General features: G+C 73.9%; 23 protein-coding genes and 2 pseudogenes. 14 read left to right on the top strand and 11 right to left on the bottom strand.

From position 1 onward, the window contains the following. The first annotated feature begins 74 nt into the window (after positions 1–74). A complete protein-coding gene (locus ACFYPD_RS01265) occupies positions 75–1,127 on the top strand; it encodes a fatty acid desaturase family protein (RefSeq protein WP_387107481.1) in 1,053 nt (350 codons plus the stop codon). A 172-nt stretch (positions 1,128–1,299) separates the two neighbouring features. Then, on the top strand, positions 1,300–2,451 hold the full coding sequence (locus ACFYPD_RS01260; RefSeq protein WP_387107478.1) for an FHA domain-containing protein: 1,152 nt from the start codon (positions 1,300–1,302) through the stop codon (positions 2,449–2,451). Positions 2,452–2,511: 60 nt separating this feature from the next. Here the strand turns inward: ACFYPD_RS01260 and rocD are convergent, their stop codons facing one another. From rocD to ACFYPD_RS01245, 3 genes are all read right to left on the bottom strand, one after another. Next, entirely contained in the window at positions 2,512–3,726 is a 1,215-nt protein-coding gene (gene rocD / locus ACFYPD_RS01255) for an ornithine--oxo-acid transaminase (RefSeq protein WP_387109112.1), read from the bottom strand. After that, entirely contained in the window at positions 3,726–4,541 is an 816-nt protein-coding gene (gene ddaH, locus ACFYPD_RS01250) for a dimethylargininase (protein ID WP_387109109.1), read from the bottom strand. Before ddaH ends, rocD begins: the two co-directional genes overlap by 1 nt. A gap of 317 nt (positions 4,542–4,858) precedes the next feature. Beyond that, positions 4,859–5,596, bottom strand: coding sequence for a thrombospondin (locus ACFYPD_RS01245; protein ID WP_387107476.1), 738 nt, complete (start codon positions 5,594–5,596; stop codon positions 4,859–4,861). A gap of 138 nt (positions 5,597–5,734) precedes the next feature. On the opposite strand from ACFYPD_RS01245, the gene ACFYPD_RS01240 reads away from it, so the two are divergent. Together ACFYPD_RS01240 and ACFYPD_RS01235 are read left to right on the top strand one after the other, a co-directional pair. After that, positions 5,735–6,544, top strand: coding sequence for an Fpg/Nei family DNA glycosylase (locus ACFYPD_RS01240; RefSeq protein WP_387107474.1), 810 nt, complete (start codon positions 5,735–5,737; stop codon positions 6,542–6,544). 25 nt (positions 6,545–6,569) lie between these two features. Continuing rightward, the gene (locus tag ACFYPD_RS01235; RefSeq protein ID WP_387107471.1) at positions 6,570–6,968 is read left to right on the top strand and encodes an NADPH-dependent FMN reductase; all 399 of its coding nucleotides are present in this window, start codon (positions 6,570–6,572) and stop codon (positions 6,966–6,968) included. A gap of 91 nt (positions 6,969–7,059) precedes the next feature. Here the strand turns inward: ACFYPD_RS01235 and ACFYPD_RS01230 are convergent, their stop codons facing one another. After that, complete coding sequence (locus ACFYPD_RS01230) at positions 7,060–7,932, bottom strand: aminoglycoside phosphotransferase family protein (protein WP_387107469.1); 873 nt, start codon at positions 7,930–7,932, stop codon at positions 7,060–7,062. An 88-nt stretch (positions 7,933–8,020) separates the two neighbouring features. Here ACFYPD_RS01230 and ACFYPD_RS01225 point away from each other — a divergent pair, with 88 nt between their 5' ends. Continuing rightward, positions 8,021–8,536 carry a SigE family RNA polymerase sigma factor gene (locus ACFYPD_RS01225; protein ID WP_387107466.1) on the top strand — a complete coding sequence of 172 codons (516 nt, stop codon included), beginning with the start codon at positions 8,021–8,023 and terminating at the stop codon, positions 8,534–8,536. Positions 8,537–8,538: 2 nt separating this feature from the next. Beyond that, the gene (locus tag ACFYPD_RS01220; RefSeq protein WP_387107463.1) at positions 8,539–9,786 is read left to right on the top strand and encodes a hypothetical protein; all 1,248 of its coding nucleotides are present in this window, start codon (positions 8,539–8,541) and stop codon (positions 9,784–9,786) included. 43 nt (positions 9,787–9,829) lie between these two features. On the opposite strand, the gene ACFYPD_RS01215 is transcribed toward ACFYPD_RS01220, so the two are convergent. The 3 genes from ACFYPD_RS01215 to ACFYPD_RS01205 form a co-directional block, all read right to left on the bottom strand. Next, complete coding sequence (locus ACFYPD_RS01215; RefSeq protein WP_387107461.1) at positions 9,830–11,251, bottom strand: WGR domain-containing protein; 1,422 nt, start codon at positions 11,249–11,251, stop codon at positions 9,830–9,832. A gap of 127 nt (positions 11,252–11,378) precedes the next feature. Beyond that, entirely contained in the window at positions 11,379–12,758 is a 1,380-nt protein-coding gene (locus ACFYPD_RS01210) for an FAD-dependent oxidoreductase (RefSeq protein ID WP_387107458.1), read from the bottom strand. A gap of 40 nt (positions 12,759–12,798) precedes the next feature. Beyond that, a complete protein-coding gene (locus ACFYPD_RS01205; protein WP_387109106.1) occupies positions 12,799–13,947 on the bottom strand; it encodes a glutamate--cysteine ligase in 1,149 nt (382 codons plus the stop codon). A gap of 324 nt (positions 13,948–14,271) precedes the next feature. On the opposite strand from ACFYPD_RS01205, the gene ACFYPD_RS01200 reads away from it, so the two are divergent. From ACFYPD_RS01200 to ACFYPD_RS01185, 4 genes are all read left to right on the top strand, one after another. Then, complete coding sequence (locus tag ACFYPD_RS01200) at positions 14,272–14,541, top strand: DUF6412 domain-containing protein (RefSeq protein ID WP_387109103.1); 270 nt, start codon at positions 14,272–14,274, stop codon at positions 14,539–14,541. A gap of 120 nt (positions 14,542–14,661) precedes the next feature. Further along, complete coding sequence (locus ACFYPD_RS01195; protein ID WP_387107456.1) at positions 14,662–15,405, top strand: YidC/Oxa1 family membrane protein insertase; 744 nt, start codon at positions 14,662–14,664, stop codon at positions 15,403–15,405. A 78-nt stretch (positions 15,406–15,483) separates the two neighbouring features. Continuing rightward, positions 15,484–16,908, top strand: coding sequence for a carbohydrate-binding protein (locus ACFYPD_RS01190; protein ID WP_387107454.1), 1,425 nt, complete (start codon positions 15,484–15,486; stop codon positions 16,906–16,908). A 136-nt stretch (positions 16,909–17,044) separates the two neighbouring features. Then, the gene (locus ACFYPD_RS01185) at positions 17,045–18,610 is read left to right on the top strand and encodes a cellulose binding domain-containing protein (protein WP_387107451.1); all 1,566 of its coding nucleotides are present in this window, start codon (positions 17,045–17,047) and stop codon (positions 18,608–18,610) included. 13 nt (positions 18,611–18,623) lie between these two features. On the opposite strand, the gene ACFYPD_RS01180 is transcribed toward ACFYPD_RS01185, so the two are convergent. Both ACFYPD_RS01180 and ACFYPD_RS01175 read right to left on the bottom strand, forming a co-directional pair. Beyond that, a complete protein-coding gene (locus tag ACFYPD_RS01180; RefSeq protein WP_387107449.1) occupies positions 18,624–19,286 on the bottom strand; it encodes a DedA family protein in 663 nt (220 codons plus the stop codon). A gap of 93 nt (positions 19,287–19,379) precedes the next feature. After that, positions 19,380–19,979, bottom strand: coding sequence for a DUF1349 domain-containing protein (locus ACFYPD_RS01175; protein WP_387107446.1), 600 nt, complete (start codon positions 19,977–19,979; stop codon positions 19,380–19,382). 72 nt (positions 19,980–20,051) lie between these two features. Here ACFYPD_RS01175 and ACFYPD_RS01170 point away from each other — a divergent pair, with 72 nt between their 5' ends. Together ACFYPD_RS01170 and fabG are read left to right on the top strand one after the other, a co-directional pair. Further along, entirely contained in the window at positions 20,052–21,704 is a 1,653-nt protein-coding gene (locus ACFYPD_RS01170; RefSeq protein ID WP_387107444.1) for an alpha-amylase family protein, read from the top strand. A gap of 56 nt (positions 21,705–21,760) precedes the next feature. After that, entirely contained in the window at positions 21,761–22,519 is a 759-nt protein-coding gene (gene fabG, locus ACFYPD_RS01165) for a 3-oxoacyl-ACP reductase FabG (RefSeq protein WP_387107441.1), read from the top strand. On the opposite strand, the pseudogene ACFYPD_RS01160 reads toward fabG, so the two are convergent. Together ACFYPD_RS01160 and ACFYPD_RS01155 are read right to left on the bottom strand one after the other, a co-directional pair. Beyond that, a pseudogene (locus ACFYPD_RS01160) lies at positions 22,492–22,957 on the bottom strand (hypothetical protein). The gene fabG and the pseudogene ACFYPD_RS01160 overlap by 28 nt on opposite strands. After that, entirely contained in the window at positions 22,950–23,345 is a 396-nt protein-coding gene (locus tag ACFYPD_RS01155; protein ID WP_387107439.1) for a hypothetical protein, read from the bottom strand. Before ACFYPD_RS01155 ends, ACFYPD_RS01160 begins: the two are co-directional and overlap by 8 nt. A gap of 168 nt (positions 23,346–23,513) precedes the next feature. Between ACFYPD_RS01155 and ACFYPD_RS01150 the strand changes: the two genes are divergently transcribed. Beyond that, the gene (locus ACFYPD_RS01150; RefSeq protein WP_387109101.1) at positions 23,514–24,413 is read left to right on the top strand and encodes a Gfo/Idh/MocA family protein; all 900 of its coding nucleotides are present in this window, start codon (positions 23,514–23,516) and stop codon (positions 24,411–24,413) included. A 368-nt stretch (positions 24,414–24,781) separates the two neighbouring features. Next, positions 24,782–25,573 (top strand): annotated as a pseudogene (gene erm / locus ACFYPD_RS01145) (ErmE/ErmH/ErmO/ErmR family 23S rRNA (adenine(2058)-N(6))-methyltransferase); the annotation flags it as partial. Positions 25,574–25,611 lie beyond the last annotated feature (38 nt).

Genomic DNA, 25,611 nt, shown 5'->3' with positions numbered 1-25,611 from the left:
CAGTCGATTCCGCCAGACTCGGTTACGCAGAGTCGCGCCGCGGGCGTGGCAACGGATCGAGGAGCGGGGATCGGATGACCTCATCGACGTTGACGGTGCCGGCGGCGCGGCGGGGCAGCGACTACGCGCGGCTGTCCCGCCGGGTCGCCGCGGCCGGCCTGTTCGACCGGCGGCCCGGCCGGTACGCGGCCCGGATCGCGCTCACCCTGGGCGCCTTCCTGGCCGGCTGGGCCGTGGTGGTGGCGGTCGGCAACTCCTGGTGGCAGGTGCCGCTGGCGGCGCTCATGGCGGTGGCCACCACCCAGGTGGCGTTCCTCGGGCACGACGCCGGCCACCGGCAGATGTTCCGCCGGCGCGGCCCGAGCGAGGCCGCCGGCCTGGTTGCCGGGAACCTCGCGGTCGGGCTGAGCTACGGCTGGTGGGTGGACAAGCACAACCGGCACCACGCCAACCCGAACCACGCCGACGAGGACCCGGACGTCGGCGCGGGCGCGCTGGTCTGGACGTACGAGCAGGCGACGGCGACCCGCGGCGTGAGCCGGTGGATGGCCCAGCGGCAGGCGTGGCTGTTCTTCCCGCTGCTGCTGCTGGAGGGGTTGGCGTTGCACGTGGCCAGCGTGCGGGCGGTGGTCGGCCGGGAGCCGGACGGCCGGTGGCGCACCCCGGTCCGGCACCGCGCGGTGGAGGGGCTGCTGCTCCTCGCGCACGCCGTCGGCTACCTCGGCCTGCTGTTCGCGGTGATGTCGCCCGGCAAGGCGCTGCTCTTCGCGGCCGTCCACCAGGGGCTGTGGGGCCTCTACATGGGCTGCGCTTTCGCCCCGAACCACAAGGGCATGCCGATGCCCACCGCCGAGGACGACCTCGACTACCTGCGCAAGCAGGTGCTCACCTCACGCAACGTCCGCGGCGGCCGGTTCGTCGACGTGGCGCTGGGGGCGCTCAACTACCAGATCGAGCACCACCTCTTCCCGAACATGCCCCGGGCCAACCTGCGGCGGGCCCGCCCGATCGTCCGCGCCTACTGCGCCGAGCAGGGCATCCCGTACGCGGAGACCGGGCTCGTCGAGTCGTACCGGCAGGCGCTGGTGCACATGCACGAGGTGGGTCGCCCGCTGCGGCAGGGCTGAGCCGCGGCGGGCGAGCGACGAGGCTCGATTTCCGGCGTGCGTGGAGGAGCGCCGGTCGGCCCTGCCGGTAGGGTCGTCGCATGGCAGACCTGCTCACCGCGGCGGCGGTGCGAGCCGAGGCGGGGCGGCCGGCCCCGACCCGGCGGACCGACGACACCGTCCGGAGCGCGGCATGAGATTCGAGATCAGCAAGGTGCTGGACGCCATCGAGGGTCGGGTCTGCACCGATCCCTCGCTGGCCCGGGCGGTGGTCGACCTGGCCGAGGTGATCCGCTGGCAGGACCTGGACGGCGGGCGGCCGGCCAGCCTGCTGCGGCTCGGCATGGTGATCGACGCGCTGTCCCGGCAGATGGAGGAGGACAGCGTCCCGGTCTACGCGATCGTGCACCGGGCCCTGCTCTCCGACGCGGACCTGACCTCCAACGAGCGGATGGTGGTCCGGCGCTGGGCCGACGACGGCCTGGTCGAGGTGCTCGACCACCCCGGCGACCGCATGCTGGAGGTGGCCGACCTGCTCGGCCTGCCGGTGCTCAGCCGGGCCCGGTTCGACGGGCTCGGCGGCCGCTGGCCGTGGCTCGGCCAGGCCGGCCGGGTGCTCGCCCCGGTGCCGGGCGCCGGCGGCCCGGTCTTCATCGCGCACGTCGGCGGCGGGCAGACCCCGGCCACCGGCAGCCGCTCGCCGGTGGGCGCGAAGCTGCTCGCCCGGCAGTGGCGCTGCCCCGAGCCGGGATGCGCGCTGTTCGGCGGCGGTGGGGGCGGCGGTGCCTTCGCCGACCTGGCCCGGGTGGACCGCGCCCCGGCCGGGCAGCCGCCACCCACGCTGCGCAACGGCGTGCCGACCTGCCCCCGGCACGGCACCCGGCTCGGCGACGCCGGGCCGCGACCGCGTACCGCCGTGCTGGCGGTGCGGATCGGCGGGCTGGTCCGGCAGCGGTTCGCGCTCACCGAGAACCAGCCGGTTCCGGTCGGGCGGGCGCCCGACGCCACCGGCGGCGGGATCGTGCTCGGCCAGTGGCTCAACGACGAGGCGCGGCGCTGGGTCAGCCGCAGCCACGTCCGGTTCGAGCTCAGGGTGGGCGAGGTGGTGGTCACCGACACCAGCACCAACGGCTCGGGGATACGACCGGGCGGCTCGATGGCCGAGCCGGACCGGATCGCGCTGGCCCCGCAGCAGTCCCGGGTGCTGGGCGAGGGTGACCTCGTCGAGCTCTATCCGGGCGTGCAGATCGGCCGCGCCGACGAGTTGGCCAGCGACGCGAAGTTCAGCCCGACCTCGGTGATGGCCGAGGCGCCGACCATGGCGATGCGGCTGCCGCGTCCCTGACGCGACGCGGAAGGGCGCCGGGACCGTCGTGGTCCCGGCGCCCTTCTTCGCGTACGCGGATCAGCCGGCCAGCACGGCGGCGAGCTGCGCCACCGCGTGGTCGATCTCCTCCTCGGTGATCACCAGCGGCGGGGCGAGCCGGATGGTCGAGCCGTGGGTGTCCTTGGCCAGGACGCCCCGCTCCATCAGCCGCTCGCAGGCCTCCCGGCCGGTCATCAGCGCCGGGTCGATGTCCAGCCCGGCCCAGAGGCCCCGGCCCCGGACCGCGACCAGGCCCTTGCCGATCAGACCGCGCAGGCCGGCGTGCAGCCGCTCGCCCAGCTCGGCCGAGCGGCGCTGGAACTCGCCGGTGGCCAGCAGCCGGACCACCTCGGTGGCGACCGCGCAGGCCAGCGGGTTGCCGCCGAACGTCGAGCCGTGCTGGCCCGGCTTGAGGACCCCGAGCACATCGGCGTTCGCGGCGACCGCCGAGACCGGCACGATGCCGCCGCCGAGCGCCTTGCCCAGCAGGTACATGTCCGGGACGACGCCCTCGTGCTCGCAGGCGAACGTGGCGCCGGTGCGGCCCAGGCCCGACTGGATCTCGTCGGCGATGAAGAGCACGTTCCGCTCGGTGCAGAGCTGGCGGACACCCGGCAGGTAGCCCTCCGGCGGCACCACGACGCCCTGCTCGCCCTGGATCGGCTCCAGCAGCACGGCCACCGTGTTCTCGTCGATCGCGGCGGTCAGCGCGGCCAGGTCGCCGTAGGGGACCACGGTGAAGCCCGGCGTGTACGGCCCGAAGTCGGCGCGGGCGTCCTCGTCGGTGGAGAAGCTGACGATGGTGGTGGTCCGGCCGTGGAAATTGCCCTCGGCGACCACGATGTTGGCCTGGCCCGGGGTCACGCCCTTGACCTGGTAACCCCACTTACGGGCGACCTTGATGCCGGTCTCCACCGCCTCGGCGCCGGTATTCATCGGGAGCACCAGGTCCTTGCCGCAGAGCGCGGCCAGCTCGCGGCAGAAGTCGGCGAACTGGTCGTGGATGAACGCGCGGCTGGTGAGGGTGAGCCGGTCGAGCTGCGCGTGCGCGGCCTCGATCAGCTTCGGGTGCCGGTGGCCGAAGTTCAGCGCCGAGTAGCCGGCCAGGCAGTCCAGGTAGCGCCGGCCGTCCACGTCGGTCAGCCAGGAGCCCTCGGCCGACGAGATCACCACGGGCAGCGGGTGGTAGTTGTGCGCCGTGTGACGCTCCGCGTCCCGTACCGCGGCGGGCGTCCGCAGCATGTCGTCGATGATCACTTGAGTGCCTTTCCCTGACGGAGTCGCAACGTGCAGCACTTCGGTCCGCCGCCGGCCTTGCGCAGCTCGGACAAGTCGATGCCGATGGTCTCGTAGCCCCGGTCGCGCAGCTTCGCGGCCAGGTCGGTGGCCTGCGCCGGCAGCACCACGTGCCGCCCGTCGCTGACCGCGTTCAGCCCCAGCACCTCGGCGTCGGCCATCGTGGCGTGGACCGCGTCCGGGAAGAGCCGGCGCAGCACCGCCTGGCTGCCCGGGGAGAACGCCTCCGGCAGGTACGCCACGGTCCGCTCGTCGAGCACGGTGAGCGCCGTGTCCAGGTGGTAGAAGCGTGCGTCCACCAGCTGCATGGTGATCACCGGGTAGCCGAAGACCTCCTGCAGCTGCGCGTGCGAGGCGTGCGCGGTGCGGAACCCGGTGCCGGCGAGCAGGTGGTCGCCGACCAGCAGGACGTCGCCCTCACCCTCGTTGACGTGCTTCGGGTCGTACATCTCGAAGCCGGCGGCCTCGAACCAGGCCCGGTAGGCGGGCGCCTCGTCGGCGCGCTGCGGGTCGCGGAACTGCACCGCCATCGCCTTGCCGTCGATCACCGTGCCGCCGTTGGCCGCGAACACCATGTCCGGCAGGCCGCTGACCGGGTCGATCAGCTCGACCTCGTGGCCCAGGTCGAGGTAGGTCCGGCGGAGCTGCTCCCACTGCCGGATCGCCAGGTCGGCGTCGACCGGGGCGGTGGGGTCCATCCACGGGTTGATCGCGTAGTCGACGGCGAAGTACGTCGGCCGGCACATCAGAAAGCGCTGGCGGGTCGCGTCCATCGTCATGTCGTGCTCCCAGGGTCGGGCGCGCCCGGCCACCGTGGCCCACGGGCTGGCGCCGTGGTCCAACGGTATGCGGCCCGGGCCGACGACATCCACCGCCGGAAGTTGCGTACGCCGACGCTTTGTTGCGTCTGGTCCACCTCTGGCGGTGGATCGTTGCGTTTGCGCGTCCGCGAGGGCGTCCCGTGACGGACTGACCCCGGACATACTTCGGGGGCGGCGAACCGCCGCCCCCGAAAGAGTGTGCCCGGCTGGTGAACCACCAGAGCTGATCGGGCGTGCCGGCAGTGCGCCGGCGACCGGGAAACTGCCCGTCAGAAGAGATCCGCAAACTGTGAGTCGAGCCACTCCCGGAACCGGCCGACCCAGTCGCCGTCGGTGGTCGGCCAGTCGAACTGGCCGGTCATCGCCACGATGCCGAGCACCACGGCGGCCAGGCCGACGACGATGCCGATCAGCGCGTCGGTCTTGCCGGCCACGTGCCGGCGGCGGGTGGCGACCAGGCCGAGCACGGCGAGCACCGCGCCGATCGCGCCGAGGCCGATGCCGTAGCCGGCGAGGGTGCCGGAGAGCACGAAGAGCGCGCCGACCACCGAGACGATCAGGCCGAGGGTGGCGAGCAGGCTGGACCGGGGCCGCTTGGCGGTGACCGGCTCGACCCGCTCGACCGCCGGGTCCCGGTCGACCGGCCGGTCCGGTCGGCCGTCGCGGTTGAGGTCGACGGTGCGCTCCGCGGCCGGTTCCGGGGCGGGTGTCGGCTCCGCGGGTCGGGCGCCCACGTCCGGCCGGTGGCCGGTGGCCGCCCGGGCCGCGGCCGCCCGGTCCGCCGCGCGCCGCTGCGCGTCGGTGGCGCGCTCGCTCCCGGTCGCGGTGGTGCGCTCGCCCTCGGTCGCGGTGGCGGCGCTGCGGTACGTGGTCCGCTCCGCGTCCCGGTCAGTGACCACGGGCCGGCCGTCCACCCGGTCGCCGACCTGGTCGCGCTCGTCGACCACCCCGTCGCCGTTCATGTCATCGGTTCGCGCCGGGCCCTTCCGGCGGGACAGAATCTTCACTGGGACACCTCCTGATCTCCGGCGCGGAGACCGCGCATGACCCTCATGAGGTACCCCGTGCGGGACACGTCGACACCCGTCGACGCCGACGCCGCTCCTGGTCGGCGGCGTCCCGACCGGCGGGCTACCGTTGCCGTCGTGCCAGAGGGACACACCATCCACCGTCTGGCGGCCCGGCACGCCGAGCTCTTCGCCGGCGACAAGGTGCACGCCGCCAGCCCGCAGGGCCGCTTCGCCGAGGGCGCGGCCCGGCTCACCGGCACCGTCCTGGACGGCACCGAGGCGTACGGCAAGCACCTGCTGCACCACTACGCCGGCGAGCTGACCCTGCACGTCCACCTCGGGCTCTACGGCAGGGTCACCGACGGCCCGGGCGAGCCGCCGCCCCCGGTCGGGCAGATCCGGCTACGACTGACCAGCGACCGGCACTGGCTCGACCTGCGCGGGCCGACCGCGTGCGAGCTGCTGACTCCGCCCGAGGTGGCCGCGCTGCGCGACCGGCTCGGCCCCGACCCGCTGCGCGCCGACGCCGACCCCGAGCGGGCGTACGCCCGGATCCGGCGCAGCCCCACCCCGCTGGCCGCGCTGCTGCTGGACCAGTCGGTGGTGGCCGGCACCGGCCTGATCTTCGTGGTCGAGGCGCTGTTCCGGGCCGGGCTGCCGCCGCTGCTGCCCGGGCGGAGCCTCACCCCGGCCGGCTGGGCGGAACTCTGGGCCGACCTGGTCGCGCTCATGACCGTCGCGGTCGAGCGGGGCCGGATCGACACCGTGCGCGACGAGCACCTGCCGGACGCGATGGGGCGGGCACCCCGGGTCGACCGGCACGGCGGCGAGGTGTACGTCTACCGCCGCCCCGGCGCGCCCTGCCACGTCTGCGGCACCGAGGTGAGCCGGGGCGCCCTCGCCGGGCGCAACCTCTACTGGTGCGTTACCTGCCAGGCCGGCTGACGGGGCTCGCCGGTTCGGTCAGCCGATGGCGCGGAGGGTGCCGTGGCGGCGGTGCCGGAGCCGCTCGACGGCCCGCGCGGTCGTCTCGTCGGCGGGCAGGAGGACGACCAGCTACCCGGCCGCGCTCAAGGCGGCGATCGACTGGCACTGCACCCAGTGGACGGCCAAGCCGGTGGCCTTCGTCAGCTACGGCGGGGCGGCCGGCGGCCGGCACGCCGTCCTGCACCTGGAGAACGTGCTCACCGAACTGCACGCGGTGACGATCCGGGACGGGCTGGCCTTCCCGAACTACTTCACCGGGTGGCAGGACGGCCAGCCGCTCGACGCCGGGGTGGCCGGATACGCCAAGACACTGCTGGACCAGCTCGCCTGGTGGGCCGGGGCCCTGCGGGCGGCACGCGAGGCGGTCCCGTACCCGGCCTGACCGCGGCGTCCCGTGGCGTGGCCGGTCCCGGACCGGTCACGCCGGGCCGAACAGCCGGCGGACCCGGGCGTGGCCGGCCCGCGAGGAACGGTCACGCCACGTCGAGCAGCCAGCGAACCGTCTCGACCTGCTGCGGGAAGACCTGGTCCTCGCCGATGCTCCAGGCCAGCGTCTGCCCGACCGTCCAGCCGCGGATCCGTTCCCGGTCCAGGCCGAGCTCGGCGCTGAGCCGGTCGAGCCGGTGCCGCACCGCCGCCGGGGAGTGGCCCAGCTCGGGACCGCGCACCAGCGGCACCACCGCGAACTCCCGCTCGCCGACCAGCGGCTTCGGGTCGATGACCAGCCACGGCTCGCGGCCGGCCGCCAGCACGTTGCCGGCGTGCAGGTCCTGGTTGACCAGCACCTGCTCGCCCTGGCTGGGGGCCAGGTCGGCGAGCATCCCGAGCGCGGCGTCGAGCAGCCGCCGCTCGTACGGCCGGTTCAGTCGTTCCCACTTGGCCGGCATCCGCTCGGCCCAGCCGGCCGCCTCCTCGGCGAGCGGGGTGAACGGCGGCCCGGCCGGCACGCCGAGCCGGGGGAGCAGCCCGACCGCCACATCGAGTGCCGCATCGGGTGGCAGCCCGTGCAGCGGCGTTCCCGGCAGGCAGCGCTCGACCAGCAGCGCCCGGCGCTCCGGGTCGTGGGCCAGCGGCCGGATCGCGCCCCGGCCGTCCCAGTGAGCGAGCGCGGTCGCCTCGTGCACGCTGTCGTCGTCCGGGTACTGGAGCTTCAGCACCGCCGGGGTGCCGTCCGGCAGTTCCGCCGGCATCGCCAGCGACGCGAAGGCGGAGCGGAAGGGCGCACCGACCCGCAGCTCCCAGCGCTCGACGCACTCGGCCAGCCGGTTCGGCAGGGTGGCGAGCCATTCCCGGCCGGCCGGATACCGTTCGGTCCAGCGCAGCCCCTCGGGGATTTCCAGACGCATCCGACCATCCTGGGTTCCGGTGGCGTTCGCGTACAACCGTTTCGGCCGCGATGCCGTCTGGAACAGCGAACCCCACGGAGGTGGCCGGATGCCGGACGCATCGGACCAGGAATACATCGAGTACGTCACCGCCCGCCTGCCGGCGCTGCGCCGGCTCGCATACAGACTCTGCGGCGACCGCGACCAGGCCGACGACCTGGTGCAGGAGACCGCCACCCGGCTCTACCTGCGCTGGGCGCGGATCGCCGAGGTCGAGCAGCTCGACGCGTACGTCCGCACGGTGCTGGTCCGGCACTTCCTGGACACCCGGCGGCGCGGCTGGTGGCGGGTGCACCTGTTCGGCGGCCCACCGGACGTGCGGTCCACCGAGGACCGGGGCGTCGAGGAGCGGGCCGTGCTGCGCGACGCCCTGGCCGAGGTGCCGCCCCGCCAGCGCGCGGTACTGGTGCTGCGTTTCCTGCACGACCTGCCGGTGGAGGAGGTGGCCCGGACGCTGGGCTGCTCGCCCGGCACGGTGAAGAGCCAGACCTCCCACGGCCTGGCGGCGATGCGACGGCTGCTCGGCAATCGCGAGCTGGCCGGCCGGACCGGAGAGGAGCGGTGAGCATGAGGACCGATGACGAACACGTCGCCGAGCAGCTGCGGTGGCTGGACGACGAGCCGGCCGGCCCGCCCCGAGTCGACCTGCCGGGGGCGATTCGGGAGGCCCGCCGGCGCCGCCGCAACCGTCGGGTGGCGGCGGCCGGGGCCGTCGCGCTGGGTGTGCTGGCGGTGGCCGCGCTGCCGGCGGCGCTGGGCGGGGACGGGCGGGCGGCCCCTGCGCCGGCCGCGAGCCCCAGCCCGCCGTCGCCCGAACCGCGGCCGACCGGCCCGTGGCAGGGGGTGTGCGCGGCCGAGCTGCTGCCCGTACCGGGCGATCCACGGGCCGCCGTCACCGGCGGTGACCCGGACGGTCGGTGGCTGGTGGGGCGTCGGGCCCCGCAGGGGCAGGGCCGCATGGACTTCGGCCTGTTGGTCTGGGAGGGGGACCGGGTCCGGGAGGTCGAGCTGCCGGGCTCGATGCAGGAGTTGACGGATGTGAACCGGGCCGGCCTGGCGGTGGGTTCGTCGTTGGGGGACGGCAGGGATTCGCGGGCGTGGGCGGTGCGCGACGGTGCGGTCATCGGTCTGCCCGTGGTGACGTCCGGGGGTGCCACGGCCGTCAACGACGCCGGCCGGATCGTCGGCTACCGCAATCTGGTTCCCGGGAAACCCTGGAATGAGCGGCCGGTGGTCTGGGACTCGTACCGGAGCCAGCCGGTCGACCTGCCACTGCCCGGCCCCCAGTGGGAGGGCACGGCCGTCGACATCGACGAGGACGGCACCATCCTGGCCGCGATGTCCGACGGGCACCCCGACAAGCCCACCCGCGCGGTGGTGTGGCGTCCGGGTGCCGCCCGGCCGGAGGTGCTGCCGTTGCCACGGGTGCCCGGCGGGAAGGCCGACCGGTTCCTGCCCCTGTCGCTGGCCGGTGGCTGGGTGACCGGCACCGCCGAACGCGACACCACGGTGGTCCCCAGGAACGGCATACCCAGTTACCCGGTGCGGATCAACCTGCGGACCGGGCAGGCGGACGTGCTGGAGGGCGTCCTCTGGGCCGGGACCGGCAACGGTCGGGGCTGGCTGGCCGGTTGGATCTCCGATGACGTCCCCGGCGTGATTACCGACACGAGGTCGGTGAAACTGCCCGTGCCGGACGGCTGGCGCGGCGAGCGGCAGGGCGCGGTGACCAGCTTCAGCGACGACGGCCGGGTGATCGGCGGGAAACTCGAGTCCGACGACCAGGTCCGGCCGGTGCGCTGGACCTGCCGGTGACCGGTCCGGGGGCGGTCCCGCACCGCCCCCGGACCGGAGTCACTCAGCGCAGCCGCCGGATGTCGCCGTACGCCCGGTAGAACCCGCCGCGTCCGGCCTCCCGGACCTCGGCGACCAGGTAGCGCGTCCCCGGCTCCCGGATGCCCTTCGGGAACTGGACGGACCAGTCCCGCCGGTAGCCGTCGGAGAGCACGTGGATGCGCATCCGGCCGCCCTGCTCGACGCACCGCACCACCACGCCGGCCCGGTCGTCGGTGGTCACCTCCACGCTGGTCCAGGCGGCCGGCTCGGGCAGCCGGGCCGGGGCCTTCACGTCGACCACCTCGGGCACGCTGCCCGCCTCGGCCGCCCGGATCGCCGGCTCACTGGCGTCGATGCAGGCCAGGTAGCCGCCGGTGGTGACCACGTAGAGCCGCTCCTCGTGGTACTGCATCGAGTACGCCGAGCCGCAGCCGGTGCCGAGCTTCCACAGCCGGTTGCCGGCCTCGTCGAAGCAGTAGATCGAGGAGGCGCTGTCGCCCGCGAAGACGTAGCGGCCGCCCTCGGCCGTGGCGCAGGAGAAGACCGCCGAGTCGCACCGGTACGTCCGTTCGGCCCGCCCGTCCTTGCGCAGCCGCACCACCTCGCGGGTGCCGGTGCCGGCGAACACGGCGTCACGCTCCTGCCAGCCGAAGAGCACCGCTCCGGTGGGGGTGTGCCACAACTCCCGCCCGGTCCGCCAGTCGTAGCCGGTGACCCCCTGCGAGTGGCCGTGGTAGAGGGCGTCGGTGTCGCACCGCACCATCCAGGCGGAGCGGCCGCGCCCCGGCCGGCGCCAGAGGAACTCGTCCTCGTGGTCGACCGCGGCGATGCCGCCCTCGCGGTCGGAGACGCCCAGCACGCCGTCGTGGATGTCCAGCCAGTAGATGTCGATGTCGGGGGCGATCGCGTACGCCACCCGGGGCACCTTGCCGGAGAGGTCGTAGACGTTGCCGTCGTCGCAGCCCGCGTAGATCCAGGCGTCGTCGGCCACGATGCACTTCACCCCGTCGGGGAGGCGGACCTGGTGCAGCACCCGGGCGTCGTGGTCGAGTGTGGTGATCACGCCGTGCTCGTTGCCCACCATGCAGGTCCGCCCGTCGACGAAGATGCCGAACGCGGGCGCGCCGGAGGCGTAGCGCCAGAGGACCGGGGCGGTGCGGGCGGTCGAGCGGGTGCTGACGATCTGCCGGCGGGAGACCGTCCGCTTCTGGCGTACGCCGGGCACCGCCGGCGCGTAGCCCTTGCGGACCTTCTCGCCGATCTTCTTGGCGGCGGCGACCCGGGCGCGGGCGTTGTCCGGGTAGCCGCTGGTCTTCACCTGGCCCTGGTCGCCGATCCGGCCGTAGCGCACGGTCAGCGTGGTGTCGTCGACCACGACCTCGTAGAACTTGTGCGCTCCTCCGTCTACTTCGGACAGTTCAAGGTAGGTCGTCTCCTGCGACATGGAATGCCTCCGAGGGAAGGTGCCGGAACCGGCAACGGCCCGCACAAGGTATCCGCGCCCCCCGACAAAGAACGGGCGTCAGAAGGGGGTCGGTGCTATGCGGCAGGCGTCAAGAGGGGGCCGTTCCTTACCCGCCGGAGTGAGAGAGGGCGTCGACGGCCTTGCGGGCCGCGATCAGCACCGGATCCCAGACCGGGGCGTACGGCGGCGCGTAGCCCAGGTCGAGCGCCGTCATCTCGTCCACCGTCATGTTGTTCCACAGCGCCACGGCCAGCGCGTCGATCCGTTTGGCCGCCTCGGACCAGCCGACGATCTGCGCGCCCAGCAGCTGGCCGCTCTGCCGCTCGGCGATCAGCTTGACCGTCATGGGCCGGGCGCCCGGGTAGTAGCCGGCCCGGTTGGTCGACTCGGCGAGCACGGTGACGAACTCGAAGCCGGCGGCCGTGGCGTCCCGTTCGCGCAGGCCGGTCCGCCCCACCTCCAGCTCGCAGACCTTGGTCACCGCCGTCCCGATCACGCCGGGGAAGGTCGCGTATCCGCCGCCGATGTTGATGCCGGCAACCCGGCCCTGCTTGTTGGCGTGGGTGCCGAGCGGGATGTGCACCGGCATGCCGCTGACCCGGTGCAGGCTCTCCACGCAGTCGCCGGCCGCGAAGACGCCGGACACGCCGGGCACCCGCATCCGCCGGTCGACGCGGATCGCCCCGGACGGGCCGATCGGCAGGCCGGCGGCCTCGCCGAGGGCGGTGTTCGGGCGTACGCCCAGACCCAGCACCACCACGTCGGCCGGGATCGGCCCCTCGTTGGTGACCACGGCGGCGATCCGGCCGTCCCGCTCGTCGAGACGGGTGACCGTCAGGCCGGTACGGATCCCGATGCCGGTGCCGCGCATCGCCTCGGCCACCAGCTCGCCCATGTCCGGGTCCACGGTGGACATCGGCTGGTCGGCCTTCTCGACCAGGTCGACCGCGAGCCCGTGGTGCAGCAGCGCCTCGGCCATCTCGACCCCGATGTAGCCGCCGCCGACCACCACAGCGCGGCGCGGCTTCGGCTCGCTCTCCAGCCAGTCCAGCAGCGCGGTGCCGTCGTCGAGGGTCTGCATGCCGAACACCCCGGCCACCCCGCCGCGCGCCCACTCGGGCTGGATCGGGGTCGCGCCGGTGGCGTACACCAGGGTGTCGAAGCCGGCGCGGACTTCGCCGCCCCCCGCCAGATCCCGGGCGACCACCTCGCGGCGGTCGAGGTCGATGTGGGTGACCTCGTGCCGCAGCCGGACGTCGATGGCGAAGTCGTCGCGGAAGGTGGCCGGGTCGCGGGCGATGAGCTCGTCCCGCTCCGGCACCAGCCCACTGACCCAGAACGGGATGCCGCAGGCCGAGTAGGAGGTGAAGTGGCCCCGCTCGAAGGCCACGATCTCCAGGTCGTCCCGGTCGCGGCGGCGCCGGGCCTGGGACGCCGCCGCCATTCCGGCGGCGTCCCCGCCGACGACGACCATCCGCTCCGCCACGACGCCCATCCTGTCACGCGCGCCGGGCCGGCGGTGCCGCTCAGCCCCGGGTCTGCCGGGCCACGTCCGCGACCACGTCGACCAGCTTGCCGGTACGCGCGAACACCGCCCGTTGCCGGGCCGCGCCGCTGCCCTGCCGGCGCAGCCCGCCCAGCAGGTCGGTCACCCGGTCGAGGTCGCCGTGCCGCTCCAGTTCCGGGCGGACCCGCTCGACCAGCCCGTCCAGCAGTTCCCAGGCCGGGCGCAGCTCGCCGTCGGTCAGGTCGACCCCGTCGCCCTCCAGCCCGTCGTGGGCCGCCCGCCAGTGGGCGGCGACCAGCAGGTGATGGTCGGTGTTGATGGCCGGCCGCCCCTCGGCGATCTCCGTCATGGCGGTGGCCACCAGGGCCCGGACCAGGGCGGCGACCAACACCGCGTCGTCCACCGACGGGCAGACGTCACCGATCCGGATCTCCACGGTCGGGTACTTGGCGGAGAGCCGGGCGTACCAGTAGAGCATTCCTTCGTCGAGCATCACGCCGCTGGCGATGAGCTGCCGGATCAGTCGTTCGTAGTGCTCGTGGGAGTCGAGCCAGGGGGTGGGGGCCACCGACGGCCAGTGCTCCCACTCGACCGACCGCCAGCTCGCGTAGCCGGTGTCCTCGCCCTTGGCGAACGGGGAATTGGCGGTGACCGCCTGCAGGATCGGCAGCCAGGGCCGGACGTGGTTGAGCACCTGCACCCCGGTCTCGGCGTCCGGGATGCCGACGTGCACGTGCATGCCGTTGTTGCCCGGGCCCGGCACCAGCAGCCGGAACCGCTCGATCATCCGGTCGAAGCGGGGCTTGTCCACCACCGGCGGCACCGGCCCGTCCACCGGCCCGGTGCCGATGGCCAGCAGTCGGACGCCGGCCCGCTCGGCGGCGGCGGCCAGTTCGGCGCGGAGCATGCCCAGCGAGTGCCGGATCGAGGAGAGTTCCAGTCCGGGCGGGCTGCCGATCTCGATCTGGCTGGTCTGGAACTCCCGCTCCACCTGGCCCCGCAGCTCGGCCGGCACCTGCTCCATGACCAGATCGACGGCGGGCACGGCGGTCCCCGTGTGCGGGTCGACGAGCAGGAACTCCTCCTCCACGCCGACCGTCAGCAGGTCCGTGCCGCCCGGTGCGGCGCTCCGTTCCCGCTCCGCCACTGACCCGCTCATCGAGACCACCGTCCACTCCGGTACCGGCCGCGGCACCGTGCCGCGCCGTCGATGCACTGTTACCCACCGTGTCGACGCGGGGAAACGCCCGAGACGGCGTGTCGCCGGGTACGCGCCGGTTCGCGTCCCCGTTCGTGGGTCACCGGGCCCGGCGGGAACGGGGATTCCGCCCGCGGCGACCAGCCCGCCCGCGCGTCCCGACGGCCGCGCCCACCCTCGGCGCCACGTCGCGGACGGTGACGACCGGCGCCGGGCGGGGGGTCCTCGGGTGGCCGGGCCGGCGATCGCGTCCCGGGACGTGACAGCAGGTTCTAAAGTCGGCGTGTGGTCGGGATGCTGGTGACCGGGACGTGGGCGTACGCCCTCACCCTGCTCGCGGACCGCCCGGCCGGCCTGCTCGCCGGCGCGGCGGTGGCCGCCGCGCTGCTGCTCGCCACGCTGCTCGCGCTGCGGGTCCGGGCGCTGCCCACGCAGCCCGCCGGCCGGCGCGCCGTCGCCCTGCGCGCCCGGGCCCGGCACCGCCGGGTGCCCCGCCAGGTCGACCCGGACGCACCGGGGCGGCCGCGTCCCCGCGCGCCCGGGCTGCGCCCCTCGGCCGCGTAGCCGCCCCGCGCCGGTTCGTTCCGGCGCATCGTCGCCGTCGCGGCCGGTTCCGTCGTCATCCGTCCCGCCGGGACGCGTCGTCCCGCCGGGGCATCCGGAATCGGACCGAGGGGTCTGCCCATGCTCGCCTTCGCACCACTGCACGCCGCGGCGTCCGTCGCCGCCACCGTCGTCACCTGGCTCGCCGACACGCTCGCCCCGCTGGCCGGCGGGGCCGCCACGGCCGCCGCGATCGTCCTGTTCACCATCGGGGTCCGGCTGCTGATCTCGCCGCTCACCCTGGCCCAGGTCCGCGGGGAGCGGCGCCGCACGGCGCTCACCCCCGAGGTCCGCGAGATCCAGCGGCGGTACGCCGACGACCCCGGCCGCCTGCAGAGCGAGCTGTTCGCGCTCTATCGCCGGGCCGGGGCGAGCCCGGTCGCGGGCTGCCTGCCGGCGCTGTTGCAGGCGCCGTTCTTCCTGGTCATGTACCGCCTCTTCGCCAGCGGCGACGGCCACCGGCAGCTGCTGGACGAGAAGCTGGCCGGCGTACCCCTGGGGTGGCATCTCGGCGACGGGCTCACCGGCCCGGTGGTGGCGGTCTTCGGGGTGCTGCTGGCGGTGCTGCTCGTGCTGGCCTGGTGGTCGTCCCGGCGGGCGCGCCGGGCGGCCTCGGCCACCGGCACGATCGCCGGCGCGCCCACCGAGGGCCCGGGCGCCGCGGTGCTGGGCCGGCTGGTGCCGCTGCTGCCGTACACCACGGTGCTGGTGGCGTTGGTGGTGCCGCTCGCGGCGGTGCTCTACCTGGTCACCACGACGGCGTGGACCGTGCTGGAACAGGCGGTGCTGCGCCGGCCTCAGCCGGAAGGCATCGACGCACGTTGACAACTGTGGGGGCGGGCGCGTAGAAATCGCTCTCAAGAGAGCGCTCTCTCCTGCCCGTCCCCGCAGAGAGGCACCCCGATGAACCCTGTCCCGGCGGCCACGGCCGCCCCCTCCGCCGTGCGTCGGTCCCGCCGGCGGCTCTCCCTGGCGGCCGCCGTGCTCGCCACCACCACCGCCCTCGCGACCGTCACGATGACGGCGCACGCCGCCGTGCCGCCGCCGCCCGCCGGCTGGAATCTGGTCTGGAGCGACGACTTCACCGGCGCGGCCGGCACCCTGCCCTCCTCCGCCAACTGGATCATCGACACCGGCACCAGCTACCCGGGTGGCCCGGCCAACTGGGGCACCGGTGAGATCCAGACCTACACCGCCAACACCGCCAACCTGGCCCACGACGGTGCCGGCAACCTGCGGATCACCCCGCTCAAGGACGCCGCCGGGCGGTGGACCTCGGCCCGGATCGAGACGGTCCGCGCCAACTTCAAGCCCCCGGCCGGGGGAGTCCTGGCCCTGGAGGGCCGGATCCAGATGCCGAACGTGACCGGTGCCCAGGCCGCCGGCTACTGGCCGGCCTTCTGGGCGCTCGGCTCCCCGTACCGGGGCAACTACCAGAACTGGCCAGGCATCGGCGAGTTCGACGTGATGGAGAACGTCAACGGGATCAACTCGGTCTGGGGGGTGCTGCACTGCGGCGTCGCACCGGGCGGCCCGTGCAACGAGTTCAACGGCATCGGGGCCTCCCGCGCCTGCCCGGGCAGCACCTGCCAGTCGGCGTTCCACACCTACCGCTTCGAGTGGGACGCCTCGATCAGCCCCCAGCAGCTGCGCTGGTACGTCGACGGCCAGGTGTTCCACACGGTGAGCCAGAACCAGGTCGGCGAACCGTACTGGGGTCAGATGACCAACCACGCCGGCTACTTCCTGCTGCTCAACGTGGCGATGGGCGGCGGCTTCCCGGACGGGGTGGCCGGCTCCGCCACGCCCACCGCGTCGACCGTCTCCGGCCGGCCCATGGTGATCGACTACGTGGCCGCCTACACCCGCGGTGGCGGCGGCACCCCGTCGCCGACCCCGACCACGCCGCCGCCGGGCGGGGTGGTGGACGCGTACTCGACCATCCAGGCCGAGGCGTTCACCGGGCAGAACGGGGTGCAGGTGGAGACGTGCGCCGAGGGCGGCCAGGACATCGGCTGGCTGGCCAACGGCGACTGGGCCCGCTACGACAACGTCGACTTCGGTGCCACGCCGCCGAAGGACTTCGTGGCCCGGGTCGCCTCCGGCGCGCCCGGCGGGGTGAGCGGGCTGGTCCAGGTGCGGGTGGACAGCCCGACCAACGCGCCGATCGGCAGCTTCGCCGTCGCCAACACCGGCGGCTGGCAGAGCTGGCGCTCGGTGCCCGGCAACGTCGCCGCCGTCACCGGGCGGCACACCGTCTACCTGACCTTCAGCAGCGGCCAGCCGGCCGACTTCGTCAACGTCAACTGGTTCACCTTCCGGCGCTGACCGGCCGGCCCGGGGGTCCCCGTGGGGGACCCCCGGTCTGCCTCTGGACAGAAACAGTTAACAGTCTTAATAATGAGCGCACGTCGACGGTCGTAAATGCCCACCCTCCACCACAACGGTCCCCCTGGAGGCCGCCGTGAGACTCCGCTCCACCCGCCTGGCGACGTTCGCCGTCGCGCTCGCCACCGCCCTGGTCGCGGGCACCCTGCTGGCCGCGCCGCCCGCCTCCGCCGCCACCGCCGCCTTCGTCCGCACCACCACCTGGGACACCGGGTACGAGGGCAAGTTCACCGTCACCAACAACACCTCGGCCAGCATCTCCTCCTGGAACGTCCAGTTCGACCTGCCCGCCGGCAGCACCCTCGGCTCCTTCTGGGACGCCCGGCTCACCACCTCCGGCCAGCACGTCACCGCGGTGAACCAGTCCTGGAATGGCACCCTCGCCCCGGGCGCCAGCACCACCTTCGGCTTCAACGTCAACGGCACCGGCAACCCGACCAACTGCACGGTCAACGGCGGCTCCTGCAGCGGCGGGGGCGGCGGCAACCCGGGCGCGCCCGCCACCCCGGGCGGCCTCCGGGTCACCGGCACCACCAACACCTCGGTCTCGCTGGCCTGGAACGCCGTCTCCGGCACGGTTACCGGCTACCGGGTCTACGAGGGCGGCACCGTGAAGGCCACCGTCACCGGCACCTCGGCCACCGTCTCCGGGCTGGCCGCCTGCACCGGGCACAGCTACACGGTGGCCGCGTACAACGCCAGTGGTGAGTCGGCGAAGTCGCCGGCGGTGTCGGCCACCACCACCGGCTGCACCGGCGGGGGTGGCGGCGCGATGGCCGCCGCGCCCTACCTCTACCCGGGCTGGGGCGACCCGCCCGCGCCGTCGACCGTGATGGGCGCGACCGGGATCAAGTGGTTCACCATCGCGTTCGTGCTCTCCGGCGGCGGCTGCACCCCGGCCTGGGACGGCAGCGGCCCGCTCACCGGCGGCACGCACGCCAGCACCATCGCCGCGATCAAGGCGGCCGGCGGTGACGTCATCCCGTCCTTCGGCGGCTGGAGCGGCAACAAGCTCGGCCCGAACTGCTCCTCGGCGAGCGCCCTGGCGGGCGCCTACCAGCAGGTCATCAACGCCTACGGGCTCAAGGCGATCGACATCGACATCGAGAACAGCGACGAGTTCGAGAACGAGGTGGTGCAGGACCGGATCCTGGACGCCCTGAAGATCGTCAAGCAGAACAACCCCGGGATCAAGACGATCGTCACCTTCGGCACCTCGACCACCGGGCCGTCGTACTACGGCACCCGGCTGATCAACCAGGCCGCGGCGAAGGGCGCCAACATCGACGTCTTCACCATCATGCCGTTCGACTTCGGCGGCGGCGCGAACATGTACCAGAGCACGGTCAACGCCGCCGAGGGCCTGAAGAACGCGCTGAAGACGGCCTTCGGCTGGTCCGACGCCACCGCCTACGCCCACATGGGCCTCTCCGGCATGAACGGCCTCTCCGACCAGCAGGAACTGACCTCCCCGGGCACCTGGACCCAGATCCGGGACTGGGCCAAGGCCCGCGGGCTCGCCCGGTTCACCTTCTGGTCGGTCAACCGGGACCGCCCCTGCCCGGGCGGCGGGGTGGTCTCCAACTGCTCCGGCATCTCCCAGAACACCTGGGAGTTCACCAGCATCACCGCGGGATTCTGATCCCGCGCCTCGGTCAGCGCCCGGCGGTCACCGACTGCCGGGCGCGCCGACGGCGCACCTTCTTGACCACCCAGGTCACGATCGTCACGGCGAAGACCGCGAAGATCGCGTAGTTGAACCATTGGCTGTAGCGGTCGACCTCCTGCCAGCGCGAGCCGAGGGCGAAACCGGCCCCGACGATCAGCGCGTTCCACACCCCGCTGCCCAGCGTGGTGAGCAGGATGAACTCGCCCAGCGGCATGCGGTTCGCGCCGGCCGGCACGGAGACCAGGCTGCGTACCACCGGCACCACCCGGCCGAACAGCACCGCCCACCGGCCGTGCCGCTCGAACCAGCGGTCGGCCTTCTCCAGGTCGTCCCGGTCCACCAGCGGGATGTGGTCCAGCCAGCGCTTCAGCCGTTCCTCACCGAGCGCCGCGCCGAGCCAGTAGAGCACCAGCGCGCCGAGCAGCGAACCGACCGTCGCCGCCAGCACGATCAGCACCATGTTGAACCGACCCTCGGCGGCGAGGAAACCCGCCATGGCCAGCACGACCTCGCTCGGGATCGGCGGGACGATGCTCTCCAGGGCGACCAGCAGGGCCACCCCGACCGCGCCGAACGAGTCGATCACGGTCGCCACCCAGCCGGTCAGCCCGGTGAACTGGTTCGGGTCGACGTTCTGGGCGAGTGCCATGGCCGTCCTTCCGTGCGGTGCCGAGGATCCGTAACCGGTACCCCGACCGGGGCCGGTCACACCTGCCGGTGATCCGCCCCACCGACCGCGGGGTCAGCCCTCCGGATGCAGCGCGGCGTCCGCCGGCCCGCGCCGCCAGCCGGTGAAGCGGACCACCAGGCCGCCCCGGCTGGGCGAGCAGCAGTACGGCCCGGCCGCCGCCTCGGCCCCCGGGTCCAGCGGGGCCACCCGGACCAGCCGCCACGGCTCGCCGTCCACCCGGGCGCGCACGGTCAGCGCGTCCCCGGCCCGGCTGACCCGGACCGTCACGTCCCGCCCCGACCACTCCGGCACCGGCGCCACCGACCAGTCCGACCGCTCGTCGGTGACCACGGCGCCGACCTGCGGCTGCCCGTCACTGACCTCCACGCCGGCCTTGGTCCACCGCCGCTCGTCCACCCGGACCAGCACCCCGGCCTGGTCGAACTGGGCCGCGTAGTCGAGCCGGAAGTCCACCTCCACGGCACTGTCCACGGGGAACGGGGCGAGCAGCGCGGAGCCGTCGTCGTGCACGAAGCCGTAACTCGTCCGCCGCCAGAAGTCGCTGCCTCCGCGCGGTTCCACCAGGAGCGCGTCACCGGCGGACTCGGCCCGCTCCGGCGGGTTGAGCCAGGTGCCCACGGACCAGTCGAGGACGTGCGCGTCGGCGTTCATGCGGGCACCGTACCGGCCGGGCGGCGGGCCGTGGGGTTTGCCGCGGCCGCGTACCGGAGAAGTAGACGCAGCATGGGTGACAGGTGGTATCAGGAGGCGGTCGTCTACTGCCTCGACGTGGACACGTTCGCCGACTCCGACGGCGACGGGGTGGGTGACTTCCGCGGCCTCATCGGCCGGCTGGACTACCTGGCCCGGCTCGGGGTGACCTGCCTCTGGCTGCACCCCATCCACCCGTCGCCGAACCGGGACGACGGCTACGACGCCACCGACTTCTACAACGTCAGCCCCCGGCTGGGCACCCTCGGCGACTTCGCGGAGCTGCTGCACCAGGCGCGGAACCGGGGCATCCGGGTGATCATCGATCTGGTGGTCAACCACACCTCGGACGAGCACCCCTGGTTCCAGTCCGCGCGCTCCTCGCCCGACTCGCCGTACCGCAACTGGTACGTGTGGAGCGACGAGGCGCCGCCGGACCGGCACCAGGGCATGGTCTTCCCCGGCGAGCAGAACGAGACGTGGAGCTACGACCGCACCGCGAAGGCCTGGTACTACCACCGCTTCTACAAGTTCCAGCCGGACCTGAACGTCGCCAACCCCGAGGTCCGGGCCGAGATCAAGAAGATCATGTCGTTCTGGCTCCAGCTCGGCGTCTCCGGCTTCCGGATGGACGCCGTGCCGTTCATCATCGAGCTGACCGAGCCGGGCAACCCGGACTCGCCCAAGGACATGGAGTTCATCACCGAGCTGCGCCAGCACGTGCAGTGGCGGCGGGGCGACGCGGTCCTGCTGGCCGAGGCGAACGTCGAGCCGGACCAGCTGCCGGTCTACTTCGGCGACAGCGGCGGCTCGGCCAACCGGATCCACATGCTCTTCGACTTCATGATGAACGGGCGGCTGATGCTGGCCCTGGCCCGGCAGGACCCCGAGCCGGTGATCGAGGCGCTGCGCGACACCCCGGCCCTGCCCGAGGGCGGGCAGTGGGCCACCTTCCTGCGCAACCACGACGAGATCGACCTGTCCCGGCTCACCGCCGAACAGCGCAACCAGGTGTACGAGCAGTTCGGCCCGGACGAGGACATGCGCCTCTACGGCCGGGGCATCCGCCGCCGGCTGGCCCCGATGCTCGGCAACTACCGCCGCCGCATCGAGCTGGCGTACGCGCTCCAGTTCTCGCTGCGCGGCACGCCGGTGCTGCGCTACGGCGAGGAGATCGGGATGGGCGAGGACCTGTCGCTGCCCGGTCGGGAAGCGATCCGCACCCCGATGCAGTGGTCGTACAAGGAGAACGGCGGTTTCTCCACGGCCGATCCGGAGAAGCTGGTCCGCCCGGTGCTCGACAAGGGCGAGTACGGCTACCAGAAGGTCAACGTGACCGCGCAGCGCAAGGACCCCAGGTCGCTGCTGGGCTGGTTCGAGCGGATGATCCGTACCCTCCGGGAGGCCCCGGAGATCGGCTCGGGGAGCACCAGCCACATCGACGTGCCGATGCCGCCCGGGGTGCTCGCGCACCGGGCCGACGGGCCGACCGGGACGATGGTCTTCCTGCACAACCTCGGCACCGAGGACGCGGAGGTCGACCTGAGCGTCCTCGCCCCCGAGGCCGACCTGCCGATCGATGTGTTCACCGACCGCAACTACGAGGAGGTCGGCAAGCTGGACCGGCTGAAGCTCGCCGGCTACGGCTACCGGTGGATCCGGATCTGCCGGGGCAGCGGCCTCTGACGGCGGGCCCGGGCGTTAAGCTCCTTCGATCGAGCCCAAGTTACCGGGAGGTAATCATGTCGGAGGAGCCCCGCGTCGCCATCGTGACCGGAGCCGCGCGCGGCATCGGCGCGGCCACCGCCCGACGGCTGGCCGCCGACGGCATGGCCGTCGCCGTGGTCGACATCGAGGAGTCGGCGACCAAGGAGACCGTGGACGCCATCGCCGCCGTCGGCGGGCGGGCGCTCGGCGTCGGCGCCGACGTGTCCGACCGGACCCAGGTGGAGGCCGCCGTGGAGCGGGTCGCCGCCGAGCTGGGCGCGCCGAGCGTGCTGGTCAACAACGCCGGCGTGCTCCGCGACAACCTGCTGTTCAAGATGACCGAGGTCGACTGGGACACCGTCATGGGCGTGCACCTGCGCGGCGCGTTCCTGTTCAGCCAGGCCACCCAGAAGCACATGGTCGAGCGGAAGTGGGGCCGGATCGTCAACCTCTCCAGCACCTCGGCGCTGGGCAACCGGGGCCAGGCGAACTACTCGGCCGCCAAGGCCGGCCTCCAGGGCTTCACCAAGACCCTCGCCATCGAGCTGGGCCCGTTCGGCGTGACCGTCAACGCGGTCGCGCCGGGCTTCATCGTCACCGACATGACGGCCGCCACCGCGGCCCGGATGAAGGTCGACTTCTCCGCGCTCCAGGAGCACGCCGCCGCGGAGATCCCGGTGCGCCGCACCGGCCGCCCGGAGGACGTCGCCCACACCATCTCGTTCCTGGCCAGCGAGGGCGCGTCCTTCGTCTCCGGCCAGGTCATCTACGTCGCCGGCGGCCCCAAGGACTGACCGGGGCCGGGAGCGTCCCGCCCGGCACGGCCCTCAGGCGGGGTCGTGCCGGGTGCGCCAGAGCCAGAGCAGGCCGAGCACCGGCAGCACCAGCGGGATGTAGCCGTAGCCGCTGCCGAAGCCCGACCAGACCGTCTCGTCCGGGAACAGCTCCGGGTCGGCCAGGCTGAGGATGCCGACGCCGACCACCCCGACCAGCTCCACCGAGCAGCAGGCCAGCGCGACCCGGCGGCCGGCGTGCCCGGCCCGGGCCAGCCCGACCGCCGCCACGATGTAGATGAGCGCGGCGAGCGCGGAGAGCAGGTACGCCACCGGCGCCTCGTCGAACTTCGTGGCGATCTGGAGCCCGGCCCGCGAGGTCGCGGCGATGGCGAAGAGGATGTAGACCGCGATCAGCAACCGGCCCGGCCCCCGGTTCGTCGCCCGCTGCTCAGCCACCGACGACCTCCCAGGTCTGCTGCAACCGGACCACCACCACCGGGGTGACCAGGCAGACGGCGCAGACGATCGCCGAGCCCCACCGGGTCGGCTCCATCCGGGCCAGCACCCAGGCCAGCGGCGGCAGGCAGACCAGCGTCGCCAGGTAGCCGAAGAACGCCCCCGGCTCGCCCGGCCGCTCGCCGTCGCCGAGCGCGACCAGCGCCACCACGGCGAGCGCCAGCAGGGCCACCTCCAGCACGGCCAGGCCGACGAACTGGAGCCGGTCCGGCGCGCGGTGGCGTACGGCCGCCACCAGGGCCCAGACCGCGACGAGCAGCGACAGCACGATCGAGGCTGTCGCGAGGATCCCGTCCACCGGCGAGCCTGCCGCCGCGGCGGTGGTCATCGACGCCGTTCCGGCGCAGTCGAGTTCACCGGCACAGCCTACTAATCGTCGTAGTAGCCACCGTAGCCCGGCTCTCCGGCGGGGTCGCGGCGCGCCGGCCGGGCCGGGCGACTAGCGTGGATCACGGCCACCGGCGTACGCCGTGGCGGAGGACGACAGCAGGGGGTCCTGGTGCGGTTCGGCTTGTTCGGCACGGGTCACTGGGCGGCGGAGACGCACGCCGCGGCCATCGACGCGCACCCGCGGGCCGAGCTGGCCGGGGTCTGGGGGCGTGACCCGGCGAAGGCCGCCACGCTGGCCACCCGGCACGGCGTACCGGTCTTCGAGGACGTGGACGCGCTGCTCGACGCCTGCGACGCGATCGCGGTGGCGCTGCCGCCGGACGTGCAGGCCGAGGTCGCCGTCCGGGCCGCCACCGCCGGGCGGCACCTGCTGCTGGACAAGCCGCTGGCGCTGAGCCTCGCCGACGCCGACCGGGTGGTCGCCGCCGCGCAGGCGTCCGGCGTGGCCTCGGTGGTCTTCTTCACCCAGCGGTACCACCCGAACGTCACCGGCTTCCTCGCCTCGACGGCGGCGGCCGGCGGCTGGCAGCACGCCCGGGCGACCATGTTCGCCTCGATCTACCAGCCGGGGAACCCGTACGGGAACTCGCAGTGGCGGCGCGACCGGGGCGCGCTCTGGGACATCGGTCCGCACGCGCTGTCACTGATCCTGCCGGTGCTCGGCCGGGTCACCCGGGTCGCCGCCATGGACGGCCCGAGCGGCCTGGTGCACCTGCTGCTCACCCACGACGGCGGCGCCACCAGCTCGCTGTCGCTCACCCTCGACGCGCCGGCCGAGGCGGTCACCCGGGACTTCGTCTTCTTCGGCGAGAACGGCACCGAGACCGTCCCGCCCGGCGACGGCAGCGTGCTCCAGGCGTTCGGCACGGCCATCGACCAGCTGCTGGAGGAGGTCGACGCGGGCACCCGCGACCATCGCTGCGACGTCCGGTTCGGGCGGGAGGTCGTGGCGGTGCTGGAGGCCGCCGAGACCGCCCGCAGCCAGCAGCGCACCGTCGACCTCTGAGGAATTCCGTCGCGGGCCGGCCGGGCCGCCGCTAGCCTGGCCGGCATGTTCACGCACGCCCTGATCGACGTGGCCGTCACGCCGGCCGCGCGGGGGCTCCTCCTGGTCGCCCGCCCGCGGGTCCGGCGTCCGGCCCTGGCCGGCCGGGACGCCCACCGCGCCTGACCTGACCGTCCGCACCGCCGGCCCCTGAGCGGGCCGGCCGCCGCCGGCTGCCCGGTGCGCCGCCGCCCGCCCCGATCCGGGGTGCGGCCGTCGCGTCCCCGCCGAACTTCCAGGGTCGTCCGAGTCCCGATCCGCTCGGACAGGCCCGCCTCCGCGCCGCCTGTCCGTTCCCGTCGCCGTCCGGCGACAGACAGGACGATCTTGTGGCGCCCCGCCGACCCCGTACCACCGCGCGCGACCGGTCCCGTCGCGTACTGTCCCAGAACTTCCTCGCCGACCCGGCCGCCGTCGCGCGGATGGTCCGGGCGGCCGACCCCGCACCGGACGACCTGCTGCTGGAGGTGGGCGCCGGGCGCGGCCAGCTGACCCGGCCGCTCGCCGCCCGGTGCGGCCGGCTGGTCGCGTACGAGGTGGACCCGGCCGTGCTGCCGGAGCTGGCCGCGGCCTGCGCGGACCTGCCGCACGTCGGTGTCCGGGCGGCCGACTTCCTGGCCGCCGTCCCGCCCGACGAGCCGTTCGCGGTCGTCGGCAACATCCCCTGGTCGCTGACCGCCGCCGTGGTCCGCTGGTGCCTCGCCGCGCCGGGCCTGCGGTCGGCCACCCTGCTCACCCAACTCGACTACGCCCGCAAGCGCACCGGCGACCACGGCCGGTGGAGCCGGCTCACCGTGCTCACCTGGCCCGAGCACCACTGGCGGCTGGCCGGCCGGGTGCCCCGGGGCGCGTTCCGGCCGGTGCCCGCCGCCGACGGCGGGATCCTCCGCCTGGACCGCCGCCCGGAGCCGCTGCTGCCCCGGGCGGCGCTGCCGGCGTACCGGCGGATGGTGGAGCTGGGCTTCGGCGGGGTCGGCGGCTCGCTGGCCGCCTCGCTACGCACCGGGTATCCGGGCCGCCGGGTCGACGGCGCGCTGCGGGCCGCCCGGCTCGCGCCGGACACCCCGGTCGGGCTGGTCTGGCCCGAGCAGTGGCTGGTGCTGTTCCGGCTGCTGCACGCCGCGGACCCCGGGCGGCCCGGAAACGCGCACCCATCCGG

This window comes from Micromonospora sp. NPDC005299, assembly GCF_042872345.1.
Classification (GTDB): domain Bacteria; phylum Actinomycetota; class Actinomycetes; order Mycobacteriales; family Micromonosporaceae; genus Micromonospora.
The sequence above is the reverse complement of the archived record's forward strand: the minus strand, read 5'-3'. Positions and strand labels throughout refer to the sequence as shown.